The sequence below is a fragment of the Herbaspirillum frisingense GSF30 genome (genome assembly GCF_000300975.2).
GTDB classification, from domain to species: domain Bacteria; phylum Pseudomonadota; class Gammaproteobacteria; order Burkholderiales; family Burkholderiaceae_D; genus Herbaspirillum; species Herbaspirillum frisingense.
The window spans coordinates 39489-62928 of sequence record NZ_AEEC02000002.1 but is presented as its reverse complement, the minus strand read 5'-3'; the positions used below and the strand labels follow the sequence as shown (position 1 = coordinate 62928).

At 62.6% G+C, this 23440-nt stretch carries 21 protein-coding genes; 8 read left to right on the top strand and 13 right to left on the bottom strand.

The features are described from left to right. Positions 1-167: 167 nt before the first annotated feature. Genes HFRIS_RS01660 through HFRIS_RS01645 form a run of 4 tightly spaced genes read right to left on the bottom strand, consistent with a single transcriptional unit; the run spans position 168 to position 4217 of the window. Positions 168-902, bottom strand: a complete 735-nt coding sequence (locus tag HFRIS_RS01660) for a hypothetical protein (RefSeq protein WP_152486611.1) — start codon at positions 900-902, stop codon at positions 168-170. Positions 903-904: 2 nt separating this feature from the next. After that, positions 905-2668, bottom strand: a complete 1764-nt coding sequence (locus HFRIS_RS01655) for an RNA-directed DNA polymerase (RefSeq protein ID WP_081626813.1) — start codon at positions 2666-2668, stop codon at positions 905-907. After that, complete coding sequence (locus HFRIS_RS25775; protein WP_081626812.1) at positions 2652-3509, bottom strand: OmpA/MotB family protein; 858 nt, start codon at positions 3507-3509, stop codon at positions 2652-2654. The genes HFRIS_RS01655 and HFRIS_RS25775 overlap by 17 nt, the downstream gene beginning before the upstream one ends. Positions 3510-3521: 12 nt before the next feature. Next, positions 3522-4217 carry a hypothetical protein gene (locus tag HFRIS_RS01645; protein WP_006461473.1) on the bottom strand — a complete coding sequence of 232 codons (696 nt, stop codon included), beginning with the start codon at positions 4215-4217 and terminating at the stop codon, positions 3522-3524. Positions 4218-4458: 241 nt separating this feature from the next. Between HFRIS_RS01645 and HFRIS_RS01640 the strand changes: the two genes are divergently transcribed. Continuing rightward, positions 4459-7785, top strand: a complete 3327-nt coding sequence (locus HFRIS_RS01640) for an autotransporter outer membrane beta-barrel domain-containing protein (RefSeq protein ID WP_152486610.1) — start codon at positions 4459-4461, stop codon at positions 7783-7785. A gap of 72 nt (positions 7786-7857) precedes the next feature. Beyond that, positions 7858-8784, top strand: coding sequence for an alpha/beta hydrolase (locus HFRIS_RS01635; RefSeq protein ID WP_039874080.1), 927 nt, complete (start codon positions 7858-7860; stop codon positions 8782-8784). A 106-nt stretch (positions 8785-8890) separates the two neighbouring features. Here the strand turns inward: HFRIS_RS01635 and mqo are convergent, their stop codons facing one another. Then, positions 8891-10540 carry a malate dehydrogenase (quinone) gene (gene mqo, locus HFRIS_RS01630; RefSeq protein ID WP_006461470.1) on the bottom strand — a complete coding sequence of 550 codons (1650 nt, stop codon included), beginning with the start codon at positions 10538-10540 and terminating at the stop codon, positions 8891-8893. A 511-nt stretch (positions 10541-11051) separates the two neighbouring features. Between mqo and cheD the strand changes: the two genes are divergently transcribed. From cheD to HFRIS_RS24465, 3 genes are all read left to right on the top strand, one after another. Then, complete coding sequence (gene cheD, locus HFRIS_RS01625) at positions 11052-11663, top strand: chemoreceptor glutamine deamidase CheD (protein ID WP_006461469.1); 612 nt, start codon at positions 11052-11054, stop codon at positions 11661-11663. 180 nt (positions 11664-11843) lie between these two features. Further along, positions 11844-12143: a type II toxin-antitoxin system RelE/ParE family toxin gene (locus tag HFRIS_RS01620; protein ID WP_006461468.1), complete on the top strand. Its 300-nt coding sequence runs from the start codon at positions 11844-11846 to the stop codon at positions 12141-12143. 27 nt (positions 12144-12170) lie between these two features. Continuing rightward, entirely contained in the window at positions 12171-12659 is a 489-nt protein-coding gene (locus HFRIS_RS24465) for an addiction module antidote protein (RefSeq protein WP_006461467.1), read from the top strand. A 90-nt stretch (positions 12660-12749) separates the two neighbouring features. Here HFRIS_RS24465 and otnI read toward each other — a convergent pair whose 3' ends face one another. The 6 genes from otnI to HFRIS_RS01585 all read right to left on the bottom strand — a co-directional run bounded on the left by otnI (position 12750) and on the right by HFRIS_RS01585 (position 19094). Continuing rightward, positions 12750-13553, bottom strand: a complete 804-nt coding sequence (otnI, locus tag HFRIS_RS01610) for a 2-oxo-tetronate isomerase (RefSeq protein ID WP_006461466.1) — start codon at positions 13551-13553, stop codon at positions 12750-12752. Between the two features lie 126 nt (positions 13554-13679). Beyond that, complete coding sequence (locus HFRIS_RS01605) at positions 13680-14993, bottom strand: MFS transporter (RefSeq protein WP_006461465.1); 1314 nt, start codon at positions 14991-14993, stop codon at positions 13680-13682. A 323-nt stretch (positions 14994-15316) separates the two neighbouring features. Further along, complete coding sequence (gene otnC, locus HFRIS_RS01600) at positions 15317-15955, bottom strand: 3-oxo-tetronate 4-phosphate decarboxylase (RefSeq protein ID WP_006461464.1); 639 nt, start codon at positions 15953-15955, stop codon at positions 15317-15319. Next, positions 15952-17238: a 3-oxo-tetronate kinase gene (gene otnK, locus HFRIS_RS01595; RefSeq protein WP_006461463.1), complete on the bottom strand. Its 1287-nt coding sequence runs from the start codon at positions 17236-17238 to the stop codon at positions 15952-15954. The genes otnC and otnK overlap by 4 nt, the downstream gene beginning before the upstream one ends. A gap of 45 nt (positions 17239-17283) precedes the next feature. Next, the gene (ltnD, locus tag HFRIS_RS01590; RefSeq protein ID WP_006461462.1) at positions 17284-18180 is read right to left on the bottom strand and encodes an L-threonate dehydrogenase; all 897 of its coding nucleotides are present in this window, start codon (positions 18178-18180) and stop codon (positions 17284-17286) included. 212 nt (positions 18181-18392) lie between these two features. Next, on the bottom strand, positions 18393-19094 hold the full coding sequence (locus tag HFRIS_RS01585) for a FadR/GntR family transcriptional regulator (RefSeq protein WP_006461461.1): 702 nt from the start codon (positions 19092-19094) through the stop codon (positions 18393-18395). A 252-nt stretch (positions 19095-19346) separates the two neighbouring features. Here HFRIS_RS01585 and HFRIS_RS01580 point away from each other — a divergent pair, with 252 nt between their 5' ends. After that, complete coding sequence (locus tag HFRIS_RS01580) at positions 19347-20288, top strand: 5'-nucleotidase (RefSeq protein WP_006461460.1); 942 nt, start codon at positions 19347-19349, stop codon at positions 20286-20288. A 107-nt stretch (positions 20289-20395) separates the two neighbouring features. On the opposite strand, the gene HFRIS_RS01575 is transcribed toward HFRIS_RS01580, so the two are convergent. Next, a complete protein-coding gene (locus tag HFRIS_RS01575) occupies positions 20396-21268 on the bottom strand; it encodes an AraC family transcriptional regulator (protein WP_006461459.1) in 873 nt (290 codons plus the stop codon). A 160-nt stretch (positions 21269-21428) separates the two neighbouring features. Here HFRIS_RS01575 and HFRIS_RS01570 point away from each other — a divergent pair, with 160 nt between their 5' ends. Beyond that, positions 21429-21833 (top strand): VOC family protein, encoded by a 405-nt coding sequence (locus HFRIS_RS01570; protein WP_006461458.1) that lies wholly within the window; start codon positions 21429-21431, stop codon positions 21831-21833. Between the two features lie 11 nt (positions 21834-21844). Continuing rightward, positions 21845-22144, top strand: coding sequence for a hypothetical protein (locus HFRIS_RS01565; RefSeq protein WP_209442990.1), 300 nt, complete (start codon positions 21845-21847; stop codon positions 22142-22144). Positions 22145-22146: 2 nt separating this feature from the next. Here HFRIS_RS01565 and HFRIS_RS01560 read toward each other — a convergent pair whose 3' ends face one another. Further along, entirely contained in the window at positions 22147-23358 is a 1212-nt protein-coding gene (locus HFRIS_RS01560) for an MFS transporter (protein WP_039873937.1), read from the bottom strand. Positions 23359-23440: the final 82 nt, after the last annotated feature.

The following is a 23440-nucleotide window of genomic DNA, read 5'->3' as shown; positions in this document are numbered from 1 at the left end:
TGCCCCAGGCACCGATTCAAATTTAGTAGTTCATGGAATCAATCTGCCGTGGAGCCAAAACACGAATTGATCATGTATCTCGCAGGCGCAGACCACAATGGGTACAAGGTAAATGGCCTACAGATTCTGAAGGAGATGAATTGAGTTCCTGTCACTCCTGAGTAGTATCAAGCATGCTCTTTGGCGATTAAATGCGTAAACATTTCCACGATCTCAATTTTTGAACGCCCCGCACTGGTCAACTCAAGGATGTCCTTCACTCGTAGTCTCACCATTTTGTTCAGTCGTGGATTCAATAACACTAGCCGAGACCACTCTCGTCCTCCCCCTTCTAGTGAATTAATATAGCTGAGTACCCAGTACACGATGATCTGACGGTAATCTGCGGAGGAGAATGATTTGTTGGCGCATTTCACCTCAATGAGTGTCCGCTCCACCGCGAAATCCCCCTTTCCCGACGCGAGCCACTGAAATCCTGGTATCACGGGCGCGACCTCCAACGAAGCACTTCCCCCCTCATCCGAGATGACCTTAGTGAGCATGCGATGTAAGTTTCCTGCGACACTCATGATCACTCGCTCCGCCACACTGCTCAAGCGCTCAACGAGTCGGGCGTCGAAATAACGACTCTGCCTTGAGTACGCCGCCAACAACGCATCTTGAATATTTTCCGCCCCATTCAGCCGCTGCTCAACAAGCACCTGCGCAATCTCGAAGAGCATCGGCTGTGGAATGGAGCTACAGATAACGTCAACATGACTCACTGGCTCAAACTCATCAATGGCGATAGACATGCGATTTAAATGCATGACGACGCTTGAGGACAATTGCGGAAAAACTGCCTCAAAAAGACCTGGAATCTCGCGCGCAACCGTTCTCGGATCGCGCTGAAATGCATTCACTCTCATGACCACGATTGAGCCCAATCGATAAAAGCTTCAGCAAATTCTTGCTCATGATTTACCGTCATGCCCAATGCCCAATAACGTAAAGCGCTTCGCTTCTCTTGAGATCGGAAATTTTTTCCGTCGTCATCAAAACTCTTGGAGCAAAGCCACAACATTCTTTGCTCTTCCGGAGAAATGATTTGCCACCTGTTTCTCACCTGCATAAAGGCAGCAAAATCTTTCCAAATCCGCCAGCAATCTATACAGGCACGCTTGATTATCACGGATTGCGTCGACCTATAAAGTGACGAGACAAACTGCGCCCTTTTCTCTGTTTTACGATAACGAAGAGCTCTCAAATAATGCAGGCAGCTGGTATCAACCGTCAGAAGATGCGATGAGTGGATTGCGACCTCATCCAAGAGACTATCGATCCCTTCAAAGATAGTCTCGAATTGCTCGTCATCTCTGACTGCCGCAATTCCACGCATGATGGTTGACCACGAAGCGCGAAAAGCATGAAGGTTTGCAGGGGCCAGCAAAGCTTCCACCAACTTCAACGCGATTGCAGGCTCCTGGTATCGCAATGTTCGACCAATTTGTGCCACCAAAAAGGTGTCAGGCACCGATTTCTCAAGCTCCAACTTGAGCATTTTTTGCAAATCAATGTGCTCGACCAAACCACGCAACGCCGTATAGTCTTCCAAAGCCGTGTCAGAGTATGGATCGAAGCGAAGGTCTATCTCTTTGAGGCTGATCGTCGCGGAATCTTCATCGCTGCCCAATTGGGTGCGCACATAATCAATAAAATGGCGCCCCGAAAGAATCGTGGTTTTTGATTTATTCAGTGAGAGCCCTAAATCTGCCAGGACATTGGACAATGTCGCCACGGCTTGATACGCCTCCGCTTGGCTTGCCGTAATCAGAACAAAGTCGTCGACATATCGGTGCCATTTAATTCCATGATCAGTCAATGCCGTGTCCACAACTTGCATGACAAGCTCTGCGAGCACACGTGAGCATTGCCCCCCTACAGGCAGGCCAAATGAGCGTCCAGAAGCCAGCTTGCTCAAGAATCGATCTAATTGAATTGCTAATTTAGGGGTCTCCGGAAATAACCCGTTGAGAAACCCTTCAATCCGATGATGATAAATATGCTCGTAGAAACTCGAGATGTCCGTCTGCACAACGTAAAGCTCTCCTGATGACGCCTCACATTCGGCAACACATGCCTCCCGGAATGCACGCCAAGAACGACGCAAATCAAATAACTTCGCCCCATCTCCAACGAAGCGGTATGAGTGCGCGCGCGGACTTCTGGAGGGCTCGAGTTTTTCCGCAATGGCAACGGCCAACCCATTTATATAAACATTCCAAAACGGATGGATTTTGGTGGTGATTCTGAAACCAGCTGGCCCCGCTGGGGTGAGCAGTCTTTCGGAGAAAACTTCCAGAGAATTGACCGTATGACGCACAGCATCCTTGTTCATTGACTCCAAGGAGGAAAAACACTTGTTCGCAAGCTCCGCAAGCAAATCTTGGCGCTCTTTGACGAATCGGATGTCTAAATCAAACGGCAGTGTGTCATTGTCTCCATTCACTCCGACATCCACCGCAGCACGTTTGAAATGCCTTTGCTCCACGTCGCCCCCAAAAACAAAATGATTGATGTATTGGTAATTCGAATAACTTCGGATTAATCCTGTTGAAGATTGACCAGACTTCGAATCAGATCTTCTGCCAACTTCAAATTGCTGTTTGGGACTACCTCTGCCCCCCATTCACAAACCTCACCTCCACCCGCCGATTCCGCTCATCACTGGCAGCCAGCCCCGGTAAAGGCTGCGAATCCCCATACCCCGCCACGATCACCCTGCGCGCGGCTTCCGGCGCGCTACGTCCGATCAGCAGCAGTCGCGCTTCGCGCGCACGGGCGGCGGAGAGGGTGATGTTGTCGTCATAGACGGTGCAGTAAGCGCGGACATCCGTCACCGGCGCCTTGACCGGCTTGTCATCGGTATGGCCTTCCACATAGATGCGGCCGGCCGGGTTTTGCTTCAGGTAATCAGCGATGCGTTGCTCCACCTGTGCAAAGGCGGCCCGGGCTTCCGGTTCCACGCAGGCGCTGCCGCGGCGGAAGGCGCCTTCCTTCAGGGTGATCGTGCCCGCCTCGGTATCGATGGCAACCAATCGGGAAGCGCCCTGCTGCGCAAATACGTTCTGCACCTGTCGCAATACGCCGGTCACGCCTTGCTCCCGCTGATCCTGTTCCCGCTGTTCCTGAGCCGCCGTGGGCGTGTCGGCACGCGATGCAGCCGGCGTCGTTGTCGGCTGCGCCGGCGCTGGTGCCGTCGAGGGTGTGGGCTGGGGTGGGGTCGGTGTCGGTGCTGGCGTAGTTGCTGGTGTAGACGCTGGCGGTGATGCCGGCGTCGGCAATGGTGCCGCAGCCGGCACCATTGCCGTGGCAGGCGGCACGCTCTGCGCTGTACGCTGCTGCGCAAGGGCGGCCTGTGCAGCCTCGGTCCCGCCTGCGCGATGCACGGCCAGCAGCACCACCAGCACCGCCGCCAGGGCGGCCATCAGGCCGGTGGCGACCACCCATTCGTTGTCTGCCTGTTTCATCGCTGCCTCAGGTCAGGAAGAGCGTGCAGTCTGCCGCTGCAGGGCGTCTATCAACTCGGCATGGCGCAGGTGGGCGCGTTGCGCTTCGGCCTGTTGTGCCGCCAGCAGCGCGTTGCCGCTGTGCGTGATGGCGTCGATCAGGCGCTGCCGGTCTTGCGCCTCCAGTTGCGCGCGGGCGTGTGCCTGTTCGGTATCTAGCCGCCTGAGGGTGCTTACGCTCCAAGCCAGGCGCGCCTGTTCGCGCGCGCTGAGGGTGATGCAGATCTTCAGGATCAGGTAGGCCAGGATGCCCCAGGTGGCCATCCTGAACTTGGCGCCCAGCGCATCGATGACCGCTGCCAGCGCGCCCGGCGCCTGTTGCGGGCCGAGTACCGCAGCCGTATCGCCCAGGGCCAGGCCCAGGCCGATGAAGCTGCCGAGCAGGCCCAGCATCAACACCATGCCAGGCGCGACCTGCGCCCAGCGTTCCGGCGCGGTCGCGACGGCCTGGCTCAATTCTTCCGGGGTGGTGGGTGCAGGCAGGGCGTGGCGCTCGCCGGTGAGTACGCCCAGGCGGGCCTCCCATTGCGCCGGGCGGGCGCTGCGCGCCAGCAGTAGCGGCAGCCCGATCGCCAGCGCCAGCAATAGCAGCGCCACCACGAGCTGCAGGCCGCCATCGACCGCGCCATTCCATTGCGGCATCAAAAAATCCAGCACGGATTTATTCATCGCCGGCCTCCGTCTGCATCGTCCATCCCCTCATCCCTTCCCCCTGTCGCTTTTGTCTCATTACCAGCTGTAAAGATTGAAGATTAGCAGAAAGACCACACTCAGTGACCAAATGCCGCCTTCAGCAGACTGCTGTAATGAACCGGTCATAAGTCGTCAGCAAAATTTCAGTTCTTTACAATCTGCTATCAACTCTTTGCACATGGCGCGCTCCTCCTTCCCTCTTCGTCTGCTTCCCTTGGTGCTTGCCCTGCAGGCGATCTACGCTCCCGCCCACGCGGCCAACTACACGGTCGGCAACGGCACCACCGACACCACGGCCAAGACGCTGACCAAGAACGGCAGTGACGCCATCACCGTCGATGCCGGCGGTACGCTGGCCTCGGGCAGCGCGGCCAGCATCAAGACCTCGCAGGACAACGACAACGTCTCCACCGTCACCATCAACAACGCCGGTACGATCAGCCAGACCAGCGGTCTCTCGGCCATCAGCATCAACAACAAGAAGGTCAACCTGATCCTCAACAATGCGCTGGGCGGGGTGATCACGAGTTCGTCGAGCGCGTCCAAGACGCCGACCATCCTGATCGGCAAGGGCAGCGATAGCTTCTCCATCGTCAACCTCGGCACCATCTCGCAGACCGGGCCGACGCCGACCAATGCGGACAACGGCAAGAACTACGCGATCAATGCCAACGGTGACTACTCCACGACCGGCAACACCATCGTCAACGGCTCGGCCACCAACAGCAGTGCCACCATCAGTTCGTCGAGCTCGACCGCGATCAAGATGGGCTCCAACATCCTGCTGACCAACTATGGGCGTATCTTTACCACCAGCCCGGTCAACACGTCCTGCCCGGATTACCTCAGCGCCTGCGCCAGCGGTTCGCCGCCGAAGGCGGCCGATGGTATCTCCATCGATGACGGCATCAAGAATGCCGTGGTGGTCAACTACGGCAGCATCACCGGCGCGCGCCATGGCATCGATGGTGGTGACCCGGTCGCCGCCACGCCGGACAGCAACCTGGCCAATGCCATCCAGCTCACTCCGCACCTGACCACCACCGGCATCAGCTTCGATGCCACCTATGCCGATGGCAGCACGCGCAGCAATGTCACCATCAGCAACAACGTGGTGATCAACCAGGCCGGCGGCGTCATCACCGGCAATAACGGCTCGGGCGTCGGTTTCGACAGTCACGGCGTGGTCTTCAACTACGGCACCATCGTCGGCAACTATGCCGGCAGCGGGCGCGTGTATGACGTGCTGGGCAACGGTGCCACCACCAGCAATGGCGACGGTGACGGCGTGGACATCGACGGTACCGCCTATATCGAGAACTGGGGCAGCATTCGCGGCACTGGCGCCGGTGGTCTGGATTCCACCGGCCAGCCCAATGGCGCCGATGGCGTAGCCGCTGGCGGCGGCACGGTGATCAACCATGCGGGCGCGGTGATCTATGGCGATGCGCACGGCATCCTGATCGACGACGGCAATGACTGGTCCAAGGACGCCAGCAATCCCCTCATCACCTACAACAACGGCAACACCACCGGGCGCGGCACCAGCAGCGTCAATGGCAGCAAGGCCTACATCGTCAACGACGGCAGCATCATCGGCAACAAGGGTGTGGCCGTCGGTCTGGTGGGCAACTACGACGACACCCTGATCAACAATGCCAGCGGCGTCATCACCGGTGGCGCCCAGGCCACGCTGACCGGCCAGGGTGGCAGCACCACGCCGGGCGCGGCGGTGCAGATGGGCGGCGGCAACGACACCCTGATCAACTACGGCCGCATCGAAGGCAAGAACGGCATGGCCATCGACATGGGCGATGGCGACGACTCGCTGCAGTTGCTGGGCGGCACCGTGATCGGCACCATCAACGGCGGCGCCGGTACCGACACGCTCACCACTGGCGGCACCCAGACCTTCGCGGCGGGTGTGCTGTCGGGCTTCGAGAACTTCGTCGTGCGCGATGGCGTCACGCGTTTCAACTATGACCTGGGCACGGTCAGCAACATGACCGTCAACCAGGGCGCCGTGCTGCAGGTCAATGGCGCCTTCGGCACCAGCGGCAACCTGGCCGTCAATGGCGTGTTCCAGGCGGCCGATGGGACGGCGGTTCGCAGCATCAATGTCGGCGGCAATTTCTCGCTGGGCAGCGGCGCGACCCTGCAGGTCGGCGTGGCCGGTCCGCAGGCCGACCAGATCGTCACCGCCGGCAGCGCCACGCTGGCCAATGGCGCCACCGTGCAGCCGGTGGTCAAGACCTATGTCCCCAACAGCGCCCGCTGGACCATCCTGTCGGCGGCCGGCGGTGTGTCGGCCGATGTGTCGCAACTCCAGGTGGCCAACACGGCCACGCTGAACTACAGCCTGCAGCTCAGTGGCAATGAGCTGATCCTCAGCGCACAGCGCACCAGCAGCGTCAGCGATGTCACCGGCAGTCCGCTGGGCCGTGCCCTGGATGCACTGGGCAACAACAGCAACAACGCGCAGGTGCAATCGCTGCTGGCCTCGCTGGATGCGCTGCCCACTGCAAGCGCCTATCGCAGCGCGGTGCGACAACTGCAGCCCGAGACCAATCGTGCCAGCCAGCAGGCGGCACAGGTGGCCATGGGCAGCGTGTTCTCGGCGGTGTCCGGGCGCATCGATAGCGCCCGCAATGACAGCCAGGTTGCCAGCACCTCCGGCATGGATGGCAAGCGCGGCAGCGGCATCTCCACCGGTGAAGCGGCTGCCCGCAGCCGTGTCTGGCTGCAAGGCCTGGGCGCCTGGGGCCGGCAGGATGCGCGTGCCGGCGCCGATGGCTACAACATCAACGCCTACGGCATGGCGGCTGGCCTGGAAACCGACCTCTCCGCACGTGAAGTGGCTGGCCTCACGCTGGGCTACACCCGCGCCGGTACCCGTGGCAACGACAATGCCAGCGGTAATGATGTCGATGTCGATGCGGTGAACCTGGGCGGCTACCTCGGCCTGGACATGGGCGGCTGGACGCTGGACGGCTCGCTGATGGTGGGTGGCAATCACTACAGCAGCAAGCGCGCCATCAACTTCCTCGGCCAGAACGTGAACGGCAGCTACAACGGCTGGCAACTCGGCGCACGGGTCGAAGCCGGCCTACCCTTTACCGTCAGCCAGACCTGGTCAGGCCGTTGGCTGGCGGGTCTGCGCCTGTCGCACCTGGCCAACCAGGGCTATACCGAGAGCGGCAACGCAGCGCTGGCGCAGAACGTGGGCGCGACCAATGCCAATTCCGTACAGCCGACGCTGGGCGTGGAGCTGAACCGCGTCAGCGACAACGGCGACCGCCTGCAACTGCGCGCACGCTACCTGCGTGAGCTGGCCGGCAATCCGGATGTCACCGCCAGCTTCGTGGCCGGCGGTCCCAGCTTCACCACCGCCAGCGCCGCGCCCAATCGCGATGCCGTGCAACTGGGGGCGAGCTATCGCTTCAATGCCGCCCACGGCAGCTACGGCACGCTGGGCTACGATGCCGAAATCCGCGATCGTGCACTGGTGCATCAATTGACGGCACGGGTGGGCTGGCTGTTCTGATCCGGCGTCATTCCGCAAACGGCCCGCAGCGTCAGCTTGCGGGCCGTTTTTACTCGGGGGACAATGCGCGCCATGCGCTTACCCTTCCTACCTCAACTGCCCTATCGGAATCTCCTCGCCGGCCTGGCCATCCTGCTGGCCGGCTGTGCCGGCGATCCCCTGCAACATGCTGACGGGCTGGCCTCCGGCGCGGCCTTCCAGCGCGAAGAGATCGACACCGGCCGCTTCGTGCTCACCACCTACGTGAAAGCGCGGCCCGCGCCGACGGTGCTGCGCGTCTATATCGAGGGGGATGGCCGTGCCTGGCTCAGCCGCACCCAGGTCTCGCCCGATCCGACCCCACATGAGGCCATGGGCCTGCGGCTGGCATTAAGCGATGCCCGCGCCAATACGGCCACCAATACCGCCGCCGGTACCGCCACCGATACGGCGAACGGTACTGCCCTGCTCTATCTGGCGCGCCCCTGCCAGTTCACGCCGATGGCGCGCAACCCTGCCTGTGGCCCGGCCTACTGGACCGGTCTGCGCTATGCCCCGGAGGTGGTCGATGCCATGAACCAGGCCCTGAGCCAGTACGTGGCACGCTTCAAGCCAGCGCGCCTGGAGCTGGTCGGGTATTCCGGAGGTGGTGCCATCGCAGTGCTGCTGGCAGCGCGGCGCCAGGATGTCAGTGCCATCCGCACCATCGCCGGCAATCTGGATCACGTGGCCGTGAACCGCTGGCATCAGGTCTCGCAGATGCCGGGCTCGCTCAATCCCATCGACGTGGCGCAACGGGTGAGGACTATCCCGCAACGTCACTTCAGCGGCGCCGATGATCGCGTCGTCCCCACCGCCATTACCCGCGACTTCGTGGCACAGACCGGGGCCTGCGCAGCCCTGCAGGTGGTGCCGGGCATGGCCCATGAGAGCGACTGGCCGGCCATCTGGCCGGGACTGCTGCGCCAGCCCTTGCCTTGCACTTCGCACACTGCTGCTGCCGGCGGCAAGACACAATAAAAAAGGGTAGCCACGGCTACCCTGGCTACCCTCTTTCGATTTCCTGGTGCGGGGATCAGGCCGCCGCATCACGGCTTGCCGATTCCGTCACACCGGGGCTGGCACCTTACAGCGCCATGTCGGCTGCGGCATTGGCCTTGGGCTTTTCCATGCTGCCCTTGGCGCTGTCCTTGCCACCGGCCTTGGGGGCGATCACCGGCGGCGGTGCCAGTTGCAGCACCTCGCTGGTATAGGCCCATTCCTTGGCAACCTGGTCGGGATGGTCATTGAGCCTGGTGCCGTAGCTGGGGACGATCTGGCGCACCTTCTGCTGCCATTCGGGTGTGGCCAGCTTGTCCTTGAAGACCTTCTCCAGCACGGTCAGCATGATCGGCGCTGCGGTGGAGGCACCGGGCGATGCACCCAGCAGGCCGGCCATGCTGCCGTCGGCCGAGGCCACGATCTCCGTACCCAGCTTCAGCACGCCACCCTTGCTGTCGTCGCGCTTGATGATCTGCACGCGCTGGCCGGCTTGCCACAGGCGCCAGTCTTCCTTCTTTGCATTGGGGAAGTATTCCTTCAGGGCTGCGAAACGCTGGTCATCGGACTGCATCAACTGGCCGGCCAGGTATTCCACCAGCGGATACTCGTCGATACCGACGCGGGCCATCGGCCAGACGTTGTGGGTGGTGGCGGTGGAGAACAGGTCCCATAGCGAGCCTTGCTTGAGGAACTTGGTCGAGAAGGTCGCAAAGGGTCCGAACAGGATCACCCGCTTGCCATCCAGCACGCGGGTATCCAGGTGCGGCACCGACATCGGCGGCGCGCCCACGGAAGCCTTGCCATAGGCCTTGGCCAGGTGGCGCTCGGCGATGGCAGGGTTGTCGGTGATCAGGAACGAACCACCGACCGGGAAGCCTGCGTAGTCACGCGCTTCCGGGATGCCGGATTTCTGCAGCAGCTTCAGCGCGCCGCCACCGGCGCCGATGAAGACGAACTTGGCATCGGTCTCGGTGGTGCTGCCATCCTTGAGGTTCTTGTAGCCGATGCGCCAGCTGCCGTCAGCGTTGCGGGTGATGTCGCGCACTTCGCTGGAGAGCTTCAGCGCGAAATTGGGGCGGCTCTGCAGATAGCCGGCGAACTGGCGGGTGATCTCGCCGAAGTTCACGTCGGTACCCAGCGGCGTCCAGGTGGCGGCCATCTTCTGCGCCGGATCGCGACCTTCCATCATCAGCGGTACCCACTTGGCGATCTGCGCGTGGTCTTCCGAATATTGCATGCCGGCAAACAGCGGGCTGGCCTGCAGCGCCTCATAGCGCTTCTTGAGATAGGCCACGTTCTCGTCGCCCCAGATGAAACTCATGTGCGGGGTCGAATTGATGAAGGAGCGCGGGTTCTTCAGCACGCCGTTCTTGACCTGCCAGGACCAGAACTGGCGCGAGATCTGGAAGGCTTCGTTGATCTCGATGGCCTTGGCGATCTGGATCTTGCCGTTCTTGTCTTCGGGCGTGTAGTTCAGTTCGGCCAGGGCCGAGTGGCCGGTGCCGGCATTGTTCCAGCCGTTGGAGCTTTCCTCGGCCACGCCACCCAGGCGCTCGACCATTTCCATGGACCAACCCGGTTCCAGCTCGTTGAGCCAGACCGCCAGGGTGGTGCTCATGATGCCGCCGCCGATCAGCAGCACGTCGACCTTCTTGACGTCGGCCGCCTGCGAGGCTGGTACGGTGACCAGCGCAACTACGAATCCCAGCAAGGCCAGGAAAGATTTTTTCAACATTGTCTAAACCGTTTGTGATGGAGAGAGGGCTGCCTCCCTGCGCCAGGCGCGGGAGTCGGACAACCGGTGCGGGACGCTTCCTGCACACCTGCCGTGGAGGGCAGGCGCGACATGAGGCGCCACGTGCAATACGCGCCACTGCCTGGCGGCGTATCGGCGACCGGGCGTGGCCGCGCGGGGCCACGGCGCACGTCACGGGTCGGGGGTCGCTGCCCGCGGCGTGCCTGCCGGATTCAACTGCCTGTCCGATGCCTGTCTCCGGCATTTGGGGAATGCCTGTACAAATCGTCTCCGTCAGAGCGGACCGGGATCGGGTCATGTCGAGGGAGCGCAGGGTAGCACGGTGCCGATACGGGTGGCGATTGCGGATATCCCTCATTACCACGCCGGCACAAGCCTGTTCTCGCTCAGGAAATCCCCGATACCGGCTGCACGACGCAGGGCCGACAATGGGAACAGCAAAAACAGTCACCATCCCTCACAGGGATCACCAGAACAGCCAGGGGCCCGTATGCAGACCGTCATCAACAAGCCGGAGAATTTCGCTTCCTACGTCTATCACGACCGGGCCTTCGACTGCGAAACCGCCAAGATCCTGCCGGGCGAGTACTACTACACCGGCGCCGACATGATGATCGTCACCGTACTGGGTTCCTGCGTATCAGCCTGCCTGCGCGATCGCGTCAGCGGCGTGGGCGGGATGAACCACTTCATGCTGCCCGACGGCGGTGGCGAGGCCGATAGCCCCGTCTCGGCCTCGATGCGCTACGGCACCTATGCCATGGAAGTGTTGATCAACGACGTCCTCAAGGCCGGCGCCCGCCGCGAGAACCTGGAATGCAAGGTATTCGGTGGCGGTGCGGTGCTGCGCGGGATGAACGCGATGAATGTCGGCGAACGCAATGCCGCCTTCGTCAGGAGCTTCCTCTCGGCTGAAAAGATCCGCGTGGTGGCCGAAGACCTCAACGACATCTGGCCGCGCAAGGTCCACTTCTTCCCCCGCAGCGGCAAGGTGCTGGTCAAGAAGATCAAGGACGCCGGCGCCGACCTGGCCAGCCGCGAACGCGAATATGCCTCCAAGCTGCAGGCCAAGCCGGTGGGCGGGGATATCGATCTGTTCTGAATTACTGCTCCACCAACGCCTTTTCTTCCCCTTCCGTATTGCGTACGACCGGTACGATGCCGGCGTGCGCGCTCGTCATTTCACGATTTTCAGCTTCTGGTAACATGGCGCTTCGGCAGCGAAGTATCCATATGGATACAATTGCGCGCGATATCGCGTTCAAGGATCAGGCTGCCGTCGATGTACACCATCAAGGAAACCGGAAAGTTCAAGACGTGGCTGGCCGGTCTGAAGGACCTGCGGGCGCGTTCGCGAATCGTGGCCCGCATCGTACGTGCGGGACAGGGTAACCTCGGCGACTGCGAACCTGTGGGCGATGGCGTCAGTGAAATGCGGATAGCGTATGGCCCTGGGTATCGTGTCTATTTCGCCCGCGAAGGAGAGATAACCTATCTCCTTCTATGTGGCGGCAACAAGTCTTCTCAGGCGCGCGACATTCTGGCAGCCAGGGAACTCTGGCGGCAACTCAGGAAGAAGTGATTCGGCCAGGACATCAAGGGAGCCAGCATGACAAGTCGGAAATTCAGCAGCGGGGATCTGCAAGTCTCCGTATTCGATCCGGTGGACTATCTCGACAGCGACCAGGCAATGGTCGCCTATCTCGAAGCCGCCTTCGAAGAGAACGATCCTGCCTTCCTGATGGCCGCACTCAGTGACGTCATCCGCGCCCGCGGCATTGCAGAAGTCGCCAGCAAGGCCGGGCTGGGACGGGAGAGCCTCTACAAGACCCTGAAGCCGGGCGCCGAACCGAGGCTGGGAACGATCCTGCGCCTGCTGGACGCGCTTGGCATCCGCTTGAGCATCTGCCCCGCGCGGGCAATTCGCAAAGCGAGAAAACCTGCCGCTGCCAAACCTGCGAAGCCTGCGACGAAAGGCAGGCCCATCAGGAAATCGGCTTCGCCTCAGTCTTCCGTCGCCGAGCCCCGATCGCGGAAGGCCCATGAAGAAAAAGGTCCCACCAAGACCGGGGCTGCACGAAGTCAGCCCTCCGCCTGAACCCTCTGACCATCAACAAAAAATGCCGCCCGGCACAACACCGGGCGGCATTCCGTTGCATCGACGCCCAACTTGCGGGCGCCTGGGCACTTACTTCTTCAGCGTCGTCAGTCCCTGTTCGGCCAGGGCCTTCAGCCAGCCCAGGCCAGCCGAGGTAGCGCCGGCCGGGTTGTATTCGCAACCGATCCAGCCCTGGTAACCCAGCGAATCGATCAGTTTCAGCAGGTAGGGATAGTTCAGCTCGCCCACGTCTGGCTCGTGACGTTCCGGCACACCGGCGATCTGGATGTGGCCGATGCCGGGCATGTCGCGCTTGAGTTTCACGGCGACGTCGCCCTCGACGATCTGGCAGTGGTAGCAGTCGAACTGCACCTTCAGATTGGGGGCGCCCACTTCGGCGCAGATGGCTTGCGCATCATCCTGGCGGTTCAGGAAGAAGCCGGGAATGTTGCGGGTGTTGATCGGCTCGATGACCACGGTCAGGCCGGCGGACTCGGCCTGGTGCGCAGCGTACGACAGGTTGTCCAGATACACGGCGCGGTGCTGTGCGCGATCCTGATCAGGCTTGATCAGGCCGGCCATCACGTGCAGGGTCTGGTTGCCGATCACGGCGGCGTATTCCAGCGCGGTGTCGATGCTGCGCTTGAATTCGTCCTGGCGGCCCGGCAGCGAGGCAATACCGCGCTCGCCGGCAGCCCAGTCACCCGGAGGCGCATTGAACAGCGCCTGGGTCAGGCCGTTGACCTCCAGGCGCGACTTGATCTCTTGCGGCTGATAGTCGTACGGGAACAGGAACTCGACGCCGGAGAAGCCATCCTTGGCGGCGGCGGCGAAGCGGTCCAGGAAATCGTGTTCCACGTACATCATGCTCAGGTTGGCGGCAAAACGCAGCATCGGGTTCTCCTTGATAACGAAGGGGGCCAGTGTAGCGCGAACGCGGATCGCCGCGCAGACACCGACGGTGCAGAAAACGTCAAAGCCCGCAGGCACAGGCATGCGGGCTTCGAACGGGACATCACATTACTTGTTGACCACGCTGGGCTTGGTCATCAGGGTGGCGACCGAACCTACCACCAGCATGATGGCCAGCATGTACATGCCGGTCGCATTGCTCTGGGTCAGGTCCTTGAAGTAACCGATCAGGTAGGGGCTGACGAAACCGGCCAGGTTGCCCACCGAGTTGATGGCGGCGATACCGACGGCTGCAGCAGCACCCGACAGGAAGGAGGTCGGCAGCGACCAGAACAACGGTGCGCAGGTCAGCACGCCAGCGGCAGCCAGCGACAGCGCGGCGATCGACACGGCGGTGTTGTCGGCGAACAAGGCCGCGCCCACGAAGCCCACACCCCCCATCAGGGCCGGGATCACCAGGTGCCAGCGACGCTCGCGCATGCGGTCGGCGCTGCGGCCGATCAGGTTCATGGCGACGATGGCGCAGCCGAAGGGAATGGCCGACAGCAGGCCGATTTCCAGGTTGCCCTTCACGCCGGTGGCCTTGACCAGGGTCGGCATCCACAGCGTCAGGCCGTACTGGCCCATCACGAAGGAGAAGTAGATCAGGCACATCAGCCAGACACGCGCATCCTTGACGATGGCGCCGAAGCCGTGCTTGCTCTCCTTGCCCTTGGCGTCGCCGTCGATGTCGGCCTGCAGGGACTTCTTTTCGTCGTCACTGAGCCACTTGGCGCTCTTGACGTCGTTGTCCAGGTACAGGACCGTGGCCACGCCGATCAGCACGGCGGGAATGGCTTCGATCAGGAACATCCACTGCCAGCCTTCCAGGCCGCCATTGTTGTGGAAGGCATCCATGATCCAGCCCGACAGCGGGTTGCCCAGGATACCGGCCACGGGGATGCCCGACATGAACACCGCGATCACCTTGGCACGACGGTGTGAAGGGAACCAGTAGGTCAGGTACAGGATGATGCCGGGATAGAAACCGGCCTCGGCCAGACCCAGCAGGAAGCGCAGGATGTAGAACTGGGTGGCGTTCTGCACAAACATGAAGGCCGCCGAGAGGATGCCCCAGGTGATCATGATGCGGGCGATCCAGATGCGCGCGCCGACCTTGTGCATCAGGATGTTGCTGGGCACTTCGAAGAGGAAGTAGCCGATGAAGAACAGGCCCGCGCCCAGACCGAAGACGGTCTCGGAAAAGCCCAGGTCCTGCGACATCTGCAACTTGGCGAAGCCGACGTTGACGCGATCCAGGTAGGCGATCACGTAGCACAGCATCAGGAAGGGCATGATGCGCCAGAAGACTTTCTTGTACAGACCGTCCTTGGTCTTGTCGTTGACGTCGAGTCCGACGCCGGTGTTGCTTGCGGTGGTCATGGTGTTACATCTCCCTAAGAGTGTCGCGGCTGCAGCTGCGGCCGCTGGTTGCTTGGTGCCCGTGGTCTGACGGGCAATTTATGGATTCAATCGAGGCGCCAGCTTCCCCTTCCGAAAGAGGCTGACACCCGGCATTGATGGACCGGTCTTGCGCCGGCTTTCTTGTCCCATTCCTGCACCTATCTCCTGACGATGGGCGCAGGCAGGGCATGGCGGCCATTCGATGGCCGCCATGATTGCGTTGTTGCTGTTGGGTGGCGCGAGCTTCCTTGGGCTGGCCCGAACTTGCGCAACTTGTCCGGACCTGCCTGAAATCGCCTGGCCTACCAGCGCGCCTTGAAGGTATCGCGCAGATCCTGCAGCGCGGGCTCTTCCAGCGGCGTGGCGCGGCCACCGGCGAGGTGCCACAGCTTGGCGGTTTCTTCCAGTTCTTCCAGGGCGAAGGCGGCCTTGGACACCGAACTCTCCCAGACCACCGGGCCGAGGCGTTCCAGCAGTACGCCGCGCACGCTGGTGGCGATCCTGGCGACCTGCTCGGCCACTTCCGGTGCACCCGGGCGGGCGTAGCGGATCAGCGGGATGTGGCCGACCTTCATCACGTAGTACGGTGTGATCGGCGGCAGCACGTCCTGTTCGCTGTATACGCCGTTGATGGTCAGCGCGACCAGATGCGTGGAGTGCGTGTGCACCACGGCATGCATCTCGGGATTGTTGTCGTAGATCGCGCGATGCAGTACCAGCGTCTTGGAGGGCTTGTCGCCCGAGACCCATTCGCCGGCCGCATTGACCTTGGCGATGGCGGCCGGATCGAGGTAGCCCAGGCAGGCGTCGGTAGGCGTGATCAGCCAGCCGTCGTCGAGGCGGGCGCTGATGTTGCCGGCCGAGCCTACGGTGTAGCCGCGCTGGTACAGCGAAGCACCGATGCGGCAGATCTCTTCACGCAGTTGGCTTTCCTGGCTCATGCGGTTTTCCCGTCGAGGTAGCGCAGTGCTTTTTCGAAGAAATCGACGCTGCCGAAATTGCCCGACTTCAGGGCCAGTGCCACCGGTTGCTCATCCAGCGTGGCCGTGGCCGGCACGCCCGGATCGATCTGCGGGCCGATACGCAGCGCCCGCACATCCAGCGCCTGCACCACCGCGCCGGAGGTCTCGCCACCGGCCACCACGAACTGGCGCACGCCGCGCTGCTTGAGGCTGGCGGCGATGCTGGCCAGCGCCTGCTCGACCAGATGGCCGGCCTTGGCCACACCCAGTTCCTTCTGCACCGCCTTGACTTCGTCAGGGGTGGCGGTGGCATAGATCAGCACCGGTTCGTTCTTGATGCGCTCGTCGGCAAAGGCCAGGGCCTGGGCCACCACGTCTTCGCCACGGGCCAGGGCCAGCGGATCGATGCGGAAGGCCGGACGCTTGGCCTTCCATTCGGCCACCTGGGCATTGGTCGCCTTGGAGGCGGAACCGGCCAGCACCACCGACAGGCCATCGACCTTGGGCAGTTGCGCGGCTTCGCCGGTGGCGGTGAGCAGGCCGGCGCGGCGGAAGTTCTCGGGCAGGCCCAGGGCCACACCGGAGCCGCCGGTGATCAGTTTCAGTTCGGCGCAGGCTTCGCCCAGGGTGAACAGGTCCTTGTCGGAGACGGCATCGGCAATCGCCATCTTCACGCCTTCGGTGCGCAGGGCGGTGAAGCGCTCCTGGGTGGCAGCCGCGCCACGGGCCACGGTGTCGTAGCGCACCAGGCCGACCTTGGACTCGGTCTGGCGCTGCAGCACGCGCACCAGGTTGGCGTCGGTCATGGGCGTGAGCGGATGGTTTTCCATGCCCGATTCGTTCAACAGCGCATCGGCCACGAACAGGTAGCCACGATAGAGGGTGCGGCCGTTTTCCGGGAAGGCCGGGCAGGCGATGGTGAAGTCCACGCCCAGTTCCTTCATCAGCGCGTCGGTAACGGGGCCGATGTTGCCTTCGTCGGTGGAGTCGAAGGTGGAGCAGTACTTGAAGAAGAACTGCGTGCAGCCCTGTTGCTGCAGCCAGCGCAGCGCGGCCAGCGATTGTTCGATGGCCTCGGCAGCCGGCACGGTGCGCGACTTCAGCGCGATCACCAGTGCGTCGGCAGCGACGCCGGGCATTTCGCTGGGCACGCCGATGGTCTGCACGGTACGCATGCCGCCGCGCACCAGCATGTTGGCCAGGTCGGTGGCGCCGGTGAAATCATCGGCGATGCAGCCCAGCAAGGGTCGGGATTGGGACATGGAAGCTCCTCGATTCTGTGGTGGTGACGGCGTCTTGCCGACGACTTATTTGGCCTTGGCCGGCGGCAGGTCGATGCCCGGGAAGATCTTGATGACGGCCGAGTCATCCTCGCCGCCATGACCGGCGGTGGAGGCCATCATGAACATCTGGTGGGCAGCGGCCGACAGCGGCAGCGGGAATTTGCTGCGGCGGGCGGTATCGAGCACCAGGCCCAGGTCCTTGACGAAGATGTCCACGGCCGACAGTGGGGTGTAGTCGCCATTGAGGATGTGCGGCACGCGGTTTTCGAACATCCAGGAATTACCTGCGCTGTGGGTGATGACGTCGTAGAGTGCATCCGGATTGACGCCTTCGCGCAGGCCCAGGGCCATGGCTTCGGCAGAGGCGGCGATGTGCACGCCGGCCAGCAGCTGGTTGATGATCTTGACCTTGGAGCCGATGCCGTGGGTATCGCCCAGACGGTAGACCTTGCCGGCCATGCCAGCCAGCACGTCTTCGATCTTGGCGTAGACCTCGGCGGGGCCGGAGGTCATCATCGTCATTTCGCCCGAGGCGGCACGCGCGGCGCCACCGGAGACCGGCGCGTCCAGCAGCAGCAGGCCCTTGGCGGCCAGGCGCTGGCCCAGTTCGATGGCGAAGTCCGGCGCCACGGTGGCGCTGGAGATGACCACGCTGCCCGGCTTCATCTGCGCTACGGCACCGTTGTCACCGAAGAGCACGGTCTCGGTCTGGGCAGCATTGACCACCAGGGTGATGACCACGTCCACCGACTTGGCCAGCTCGGCCGGATTGGCGCAGGCCACGCCACCGGCGGCGGCGAACTTGTCCAGGACTTCCTTGCGCACGTCACAGGCATGCACGTTGAAGCCGGCACGCAACAGCGAGCTGGCCACGCCATAACCCATGGCACCCAAACCGATCACACCTACATTCCTGGACATAATTGCCTCCGCGTTATTGGCGCCGCTGCCGATGAATGAGGGCAGGACGTTGCGCCGGGTTGATGATGCGACGCCGGCTCATGCCGGCGTCCGTATTTCCAACTTGGTCTGGAGGGAATTCCCCGCCAGATCATCGAATCATGTGCTGCCTGTTTGCTGCCTGTTTGCTGCTTGTTTGCTTCTTGCGTGCGGCTCATCTGACGCCGCCGGCTTCAGGCCTGACCCTGGCTCAGGCGACGCGCCGCATTGAACATGTGGGTCTGCGCAGCATTGCGCGCAGCCATTTCATCGCCGGCACGAATCGCCTCGACGATGGCTTCATGTTCTTCGCGCACCTGGCGCGAGAAATCCTCATAACGGGCCTCGTTGCCCCGGGTGACCGCCGTGGCCGCCTCCAGGTACTGCGACAGGAATTCCAGCGTCTTGATGAAGTAGGGATTGCGCGTGGCCTGCGCCAGCGCCCGGTGGAAGGCCACATCGGCCGCCACGCCGTCACCGCCGCCAGCGACATCGGCACCGATCTGCGCCAGCGCATCGTCGATGGCGCGCAGATCCTCGGCACTGCGACGCTTGGCCGCCTGCGCTGCCACTTCGGCCTCGATGGCGCGGCGCAGCTCGACGATCTGCAGCACCGCGTCGGGCGAACTGACTTCGGTGTAGTCGATGCGCAAGGGCTTGATGCCGGCCTGCTCGGTGACGAACACCCCACTTCCCTGACGCGGCTCGACCACGCCCTCATGCTTGAGCCGCGCGATGGCTTCGCGTACCACCGTGCGGCTGACGCCAAACTGCTGGGCCAGCACCGCTTCGGTGGGCAGCTTGCTGCCACGCGGGAAGGCGCCGGCATCGATGTTTTCCAGCAATTGCCGGGCTACCGTGTCGCTCAGGGCCTGGGCGGGGATTTTCTGAAACATGCTGTCTCGCGGTCGTTTTATCGTCAGGTTATCCGGTCATCATACAAATTTATTTTGAGGCCGGCAATCCGATTTTTTCTCTTTACGCGGAGTAACACCCCCTTTTTGCAAGAATTTGAAGGAGATGAAAGAAATTGGAGTGTTATATCCAGCCGTTCGCTCCAGACATCAAGAATGTGAATATCTGAGCCATAGCTGCATCGTCGGGCGGCTGGCTCTACAATCGACGGTTTCCCGCTACGTATTCGCCGCATGCCCTACGATCTCTCGGACAAGCTCGTCATCGGAATTTCCTCCCGCGCCCTGTTCGACCTGGAGGTGGAAAACGCCATCTACGACGAGCAAGGCGTCGAGACCTACGCCGACTACCAGCGCGCCCACGAGAACGATCCTCTGCAACCCGGCACGGCCTTCCCCTTGGTCAAGGCACTGCTTCAGTTGAATGAACTGATCCCGGAACGCCGTCTGGTGGAAGTGGTGGTGATCTCGCGCAACACGCCCGATACCGGCCTGCGCGCCTTCAACGCGATTGCCGCCCACAAGCTCGACATCAGCCGTGCCGCCTTTACCGGAGGCGGCCCGACCGCGCCTTACCTGCAGGCCTTCAAGATCGACCTGTTCCTGTCACGCGACACCGGTGACGTGCAGGAAGCCATCGATGCCGGCGTGGCCGCTGCGCAGCTATATGCGGCCCCGCTGGACTACAGCGCGCCGGACAACCAGATCCGCATCGCCTTCGATGGCGACGCCGTGCTGTTCTCGGCGGAGTCCGAACGCATCTTTGCCGAGAAGGGCCTGGAAGCCTTCGCCCGCCACGAGCAGCGGCATCGCAAGAAGGCCATGAAGGAAGGCCCCTTCGCCAAGCTGCTGCTGGCCCTGTCGGCGATCCAGAAACAGTTTCCGCCCAAGCAGTGCCCGGTACGCATCGCCATCGTCACCGCCCGCAACAGTCCCGCACACCAGCGCGTAATCCACACCCTGCGTACCTGGAACGTGACGGTGGACGAAGCCTTCTTCCTCGGTGGCCTGAACAAGGCGGAAGTATTGCAGGCCTTCGGCGCCCACATGTTCTTCGACGATCAGGAGGGGCATGTGCAGAAGGCGGCAGTGGTGGTGCCGTCGGGACGCGTGCCGTACAAGGGCGGGACGCTGGAGGGAGGACGGGTGGCACGGGGACGGGGCAGCAAGGGCTGAGGCGAGACTGGATGCGGGCGGAGACAAACGCTTCTGCCGCATTCACCCGGTCACACATCGCAGGGCCATGGCAACCTGTGCGACACGGCACGACTTTTTCAACGTCCCTAGGGCTTCATCTCGCGCACTATCCTTTCGGCATCACGACCGGGAGGACTGCCGAACTCACGTGCGTATTCCCGGCTGAACTGGGTCGCGCTCTCGTAGCCCACTTCATGGGCGGCGGCGCTGACGTTATAGCGCGCGGCCACCAGCAAGGTACGGGCCTGCAACAGACGGATCTGCTTCTGGTATTGCAGCGGGCTCATCGCGGTGACCGCCTTGAAGTGGCGATGGAAGGCAGACACGCTCATGGCCACGCCATCGGCCAGATCCTCGATGCGCAGAGCTTGCGCATAGTCGCGGCGTATTCTCTGGATTGCCGCATTGACCCGCGCCAGCGCACTGTCGGGCAGGGCGATGTCGCGCAGCATCCAGCCCATTGGCCCCTGCAGGACACGATAGAGGATTTCACGTTCATACACCGGGGCCAGCGCGGCAATGTCGGCCGGCTGCCCCATGAGGCGCAACATCCTGATCCAGGCATCGAGCAGCTCCGGCGTCACCGACGCCACCGAAAAACCGGCTGAGTTTTTTGGTCGCCCGATATGGTCCGGCAGGTCGCCCAGCAATTTGACGATGATGCCGGGGTCCAGCGTCAGGCTCACCGCAAGATAGGGATTCCCCTGTGCATCCGGATGGACAGTCCCGGCTGCCGGCAGGTCTACCGACATCACGAAATAGGTCGCAGGATCGTAATGCAGGGTGCTGCCGCCGACGGTCATGGATTTGCTGCCGCGCAGGATCAGGTTGACCATGGGATCGTAGACGGCGGCCAACTGGTGCTGGGGAATCTCCCCCTGCACCATGGCCACGCGCGCAATGCCGGTCTCGGTACGCCGGTTCTCGGCCCCTGCGGCGAGCTGGCGTAGTTCGTTCAATTGATCTTCCATCTGCGCATTAGAACCGGGATGACGGTGCTCCGGCAATGAAAAAGCAGAAACAGGCAGGCTTGAGGCAGGAACCGGCAAGGCGAGTCTGCGCCTGAGTGGCTAAGCTGAAGGATTCCGACAAACCTTGCTTCACGAAAGAAACGACGCCATGCTGGATCACCTATTTCTGTCGGTCAGCGACCTTGAACGCTCGATCTCCTTCTACACGGCGACCCTGGCGCCACTGGGCATCACCGCACGCCATGACTATGACGGCAAGGACGGCCCGCCAGGACACCCCGACCTGAAAGGCTTCGGCGCCCGTGGGCGCATGTTCTTCTGGTTACGCGAGGGCAAGGTAGAAGGACAGGCCGCCCATGTCGGCTTCGTCGCCAATAGCTCTGATGAAGTACAGGCAGCCTATGCGGCGGCAATGGCCGCCGGTGCCACCGACAATGGCGCGCCGGCAGCACGCACCTATTACGATCCACGCTACTACGCCGCCAATGTGCTGGACCCGGATGGCTACAGCCTGGAGTTCGTCTACAAGAGCTGGCAACACCCGGAGGCATGATGGCGCAGGCAATGGAGATCACGCGCTTTCACCTCGCGCCCGGCGTGACGATGAAGCAATTCATCGCGGCCAATGCCGATGTCGACGAATGGCTCAGGCAACAGCCCGGATTCATCCAGCGGCGCATCTGCGTACAGGACGACGGGATGGTCGTCGACATGCTCCTGTGGACCTCGGTCGCTAACGGCCAGCGGGCGGCCCGGGGCATCGTCACCGAGCTGGCCGGTTCACCCGTGCATGCCGCCATCGACCATGCCACGGTCGACTGGTCAGTCAGGTCTTGTCAGCATGCCGTCGATGCCGTGGACTAGCGTCAAGGCGAGGCAATCACCCGGCCCGGCTTGCCGGCCAGCCAGCCCAGCATACCCATGAGTACCGCACCGGCCGCACACAAGGCCAGGACCACGGTCCAGTGGCCGCTGGCATCGTGCAGGCGGCCCATCAGGATGGGACCGGCGGCGGCCAGCAGGTAACCCACGCTTTGCGCCATCGCCGACAGCGCCGCGGCCTGGGGTGGCGTCGATACCCGGGTGCCGACGAAGGCCAGGCCCAGGATCAGCACCGCACCCGTGCCAAACCCGAACAGCGGCACCCAGACGATGGAGGCCTGCGGCCAGGCAATCAGGCCGACCAGGCTCAGTACGGTGGCCGCCGACATGCTGGTTGCCACCGGGCGATGGTCGCGGATACGACCACCCAGCGGGATCAGCAGCAAGCCCGGCAGGGCCGAGGCCAGTTGCATCAGGCCGTGCAGGTTGCCGGCCTCGACCGCGCTATGACCATTGGCCGCAAGTATCGAAGGCAGCCAGGCGGTGACCACGTAATACACCAGCGAATTGGTGCCGAGGAAAAAGGTCACCTGCCAGGCCAGGGGCTGGCGCCACATGGACGCAGCGCGGGCCGGCATGGCAGCGGGGCGGGTGGCGCGGCGCAACTGGGGCAACCAGACCAGGATGGCCACCAGCGGCAGCACGATGAAGGTCGCCAGCGCCCATGACCAGCCCAGGGCGCCGGCCAGCGGCACCGCACACACCGAGCCCAGCGCCGAGGCGCCGCCCATGGTCAGGGCGTAGATCGCAGTCATGCGCGTGAGCTGGTCAGGGAAGTCGCGCTTGAGCAGGCTGGGCAGCAGGACATTGCCACCGGCGATACCACAGCCGATGATGCAGGTTCCCACCAGGAGCGCGGCCATCGATCCGGTCGAGCGCAACACGATGCCGGCGGCGATCAGCAGCAAGGCCAGCAAGAGGGCGCGTTCCAGCCCCAGGCTTCGGGCCAGCCGCGCGGCCGGTGGCGAAATGAGCGCAAAGCACAGCAGGGGCAAGGTCAGCATCAGTCCGGCCGCCCCTGCCGAGAGCGCAAAGGTCTGCTGCAGCAGTTCCATGACCGGTCCCACGGCCGTGACCGGGGCGCGCAGGTTGGCGGCAATCAGCAGGATGCCGGCCACCAGCCACAGGCGGCCGGCGCGGAGCACAGCCGACGCGGTGGCGGCTGGGGAAGAGGAATCGGTGTCGGTAGCGTGCATGGCAGCGGGCGGAAAGATGGAGCGCCAAGCTTAGCCAATCGCAGCGTGGACGTATTTGGCTACAATGCCAGGATATTGCTAA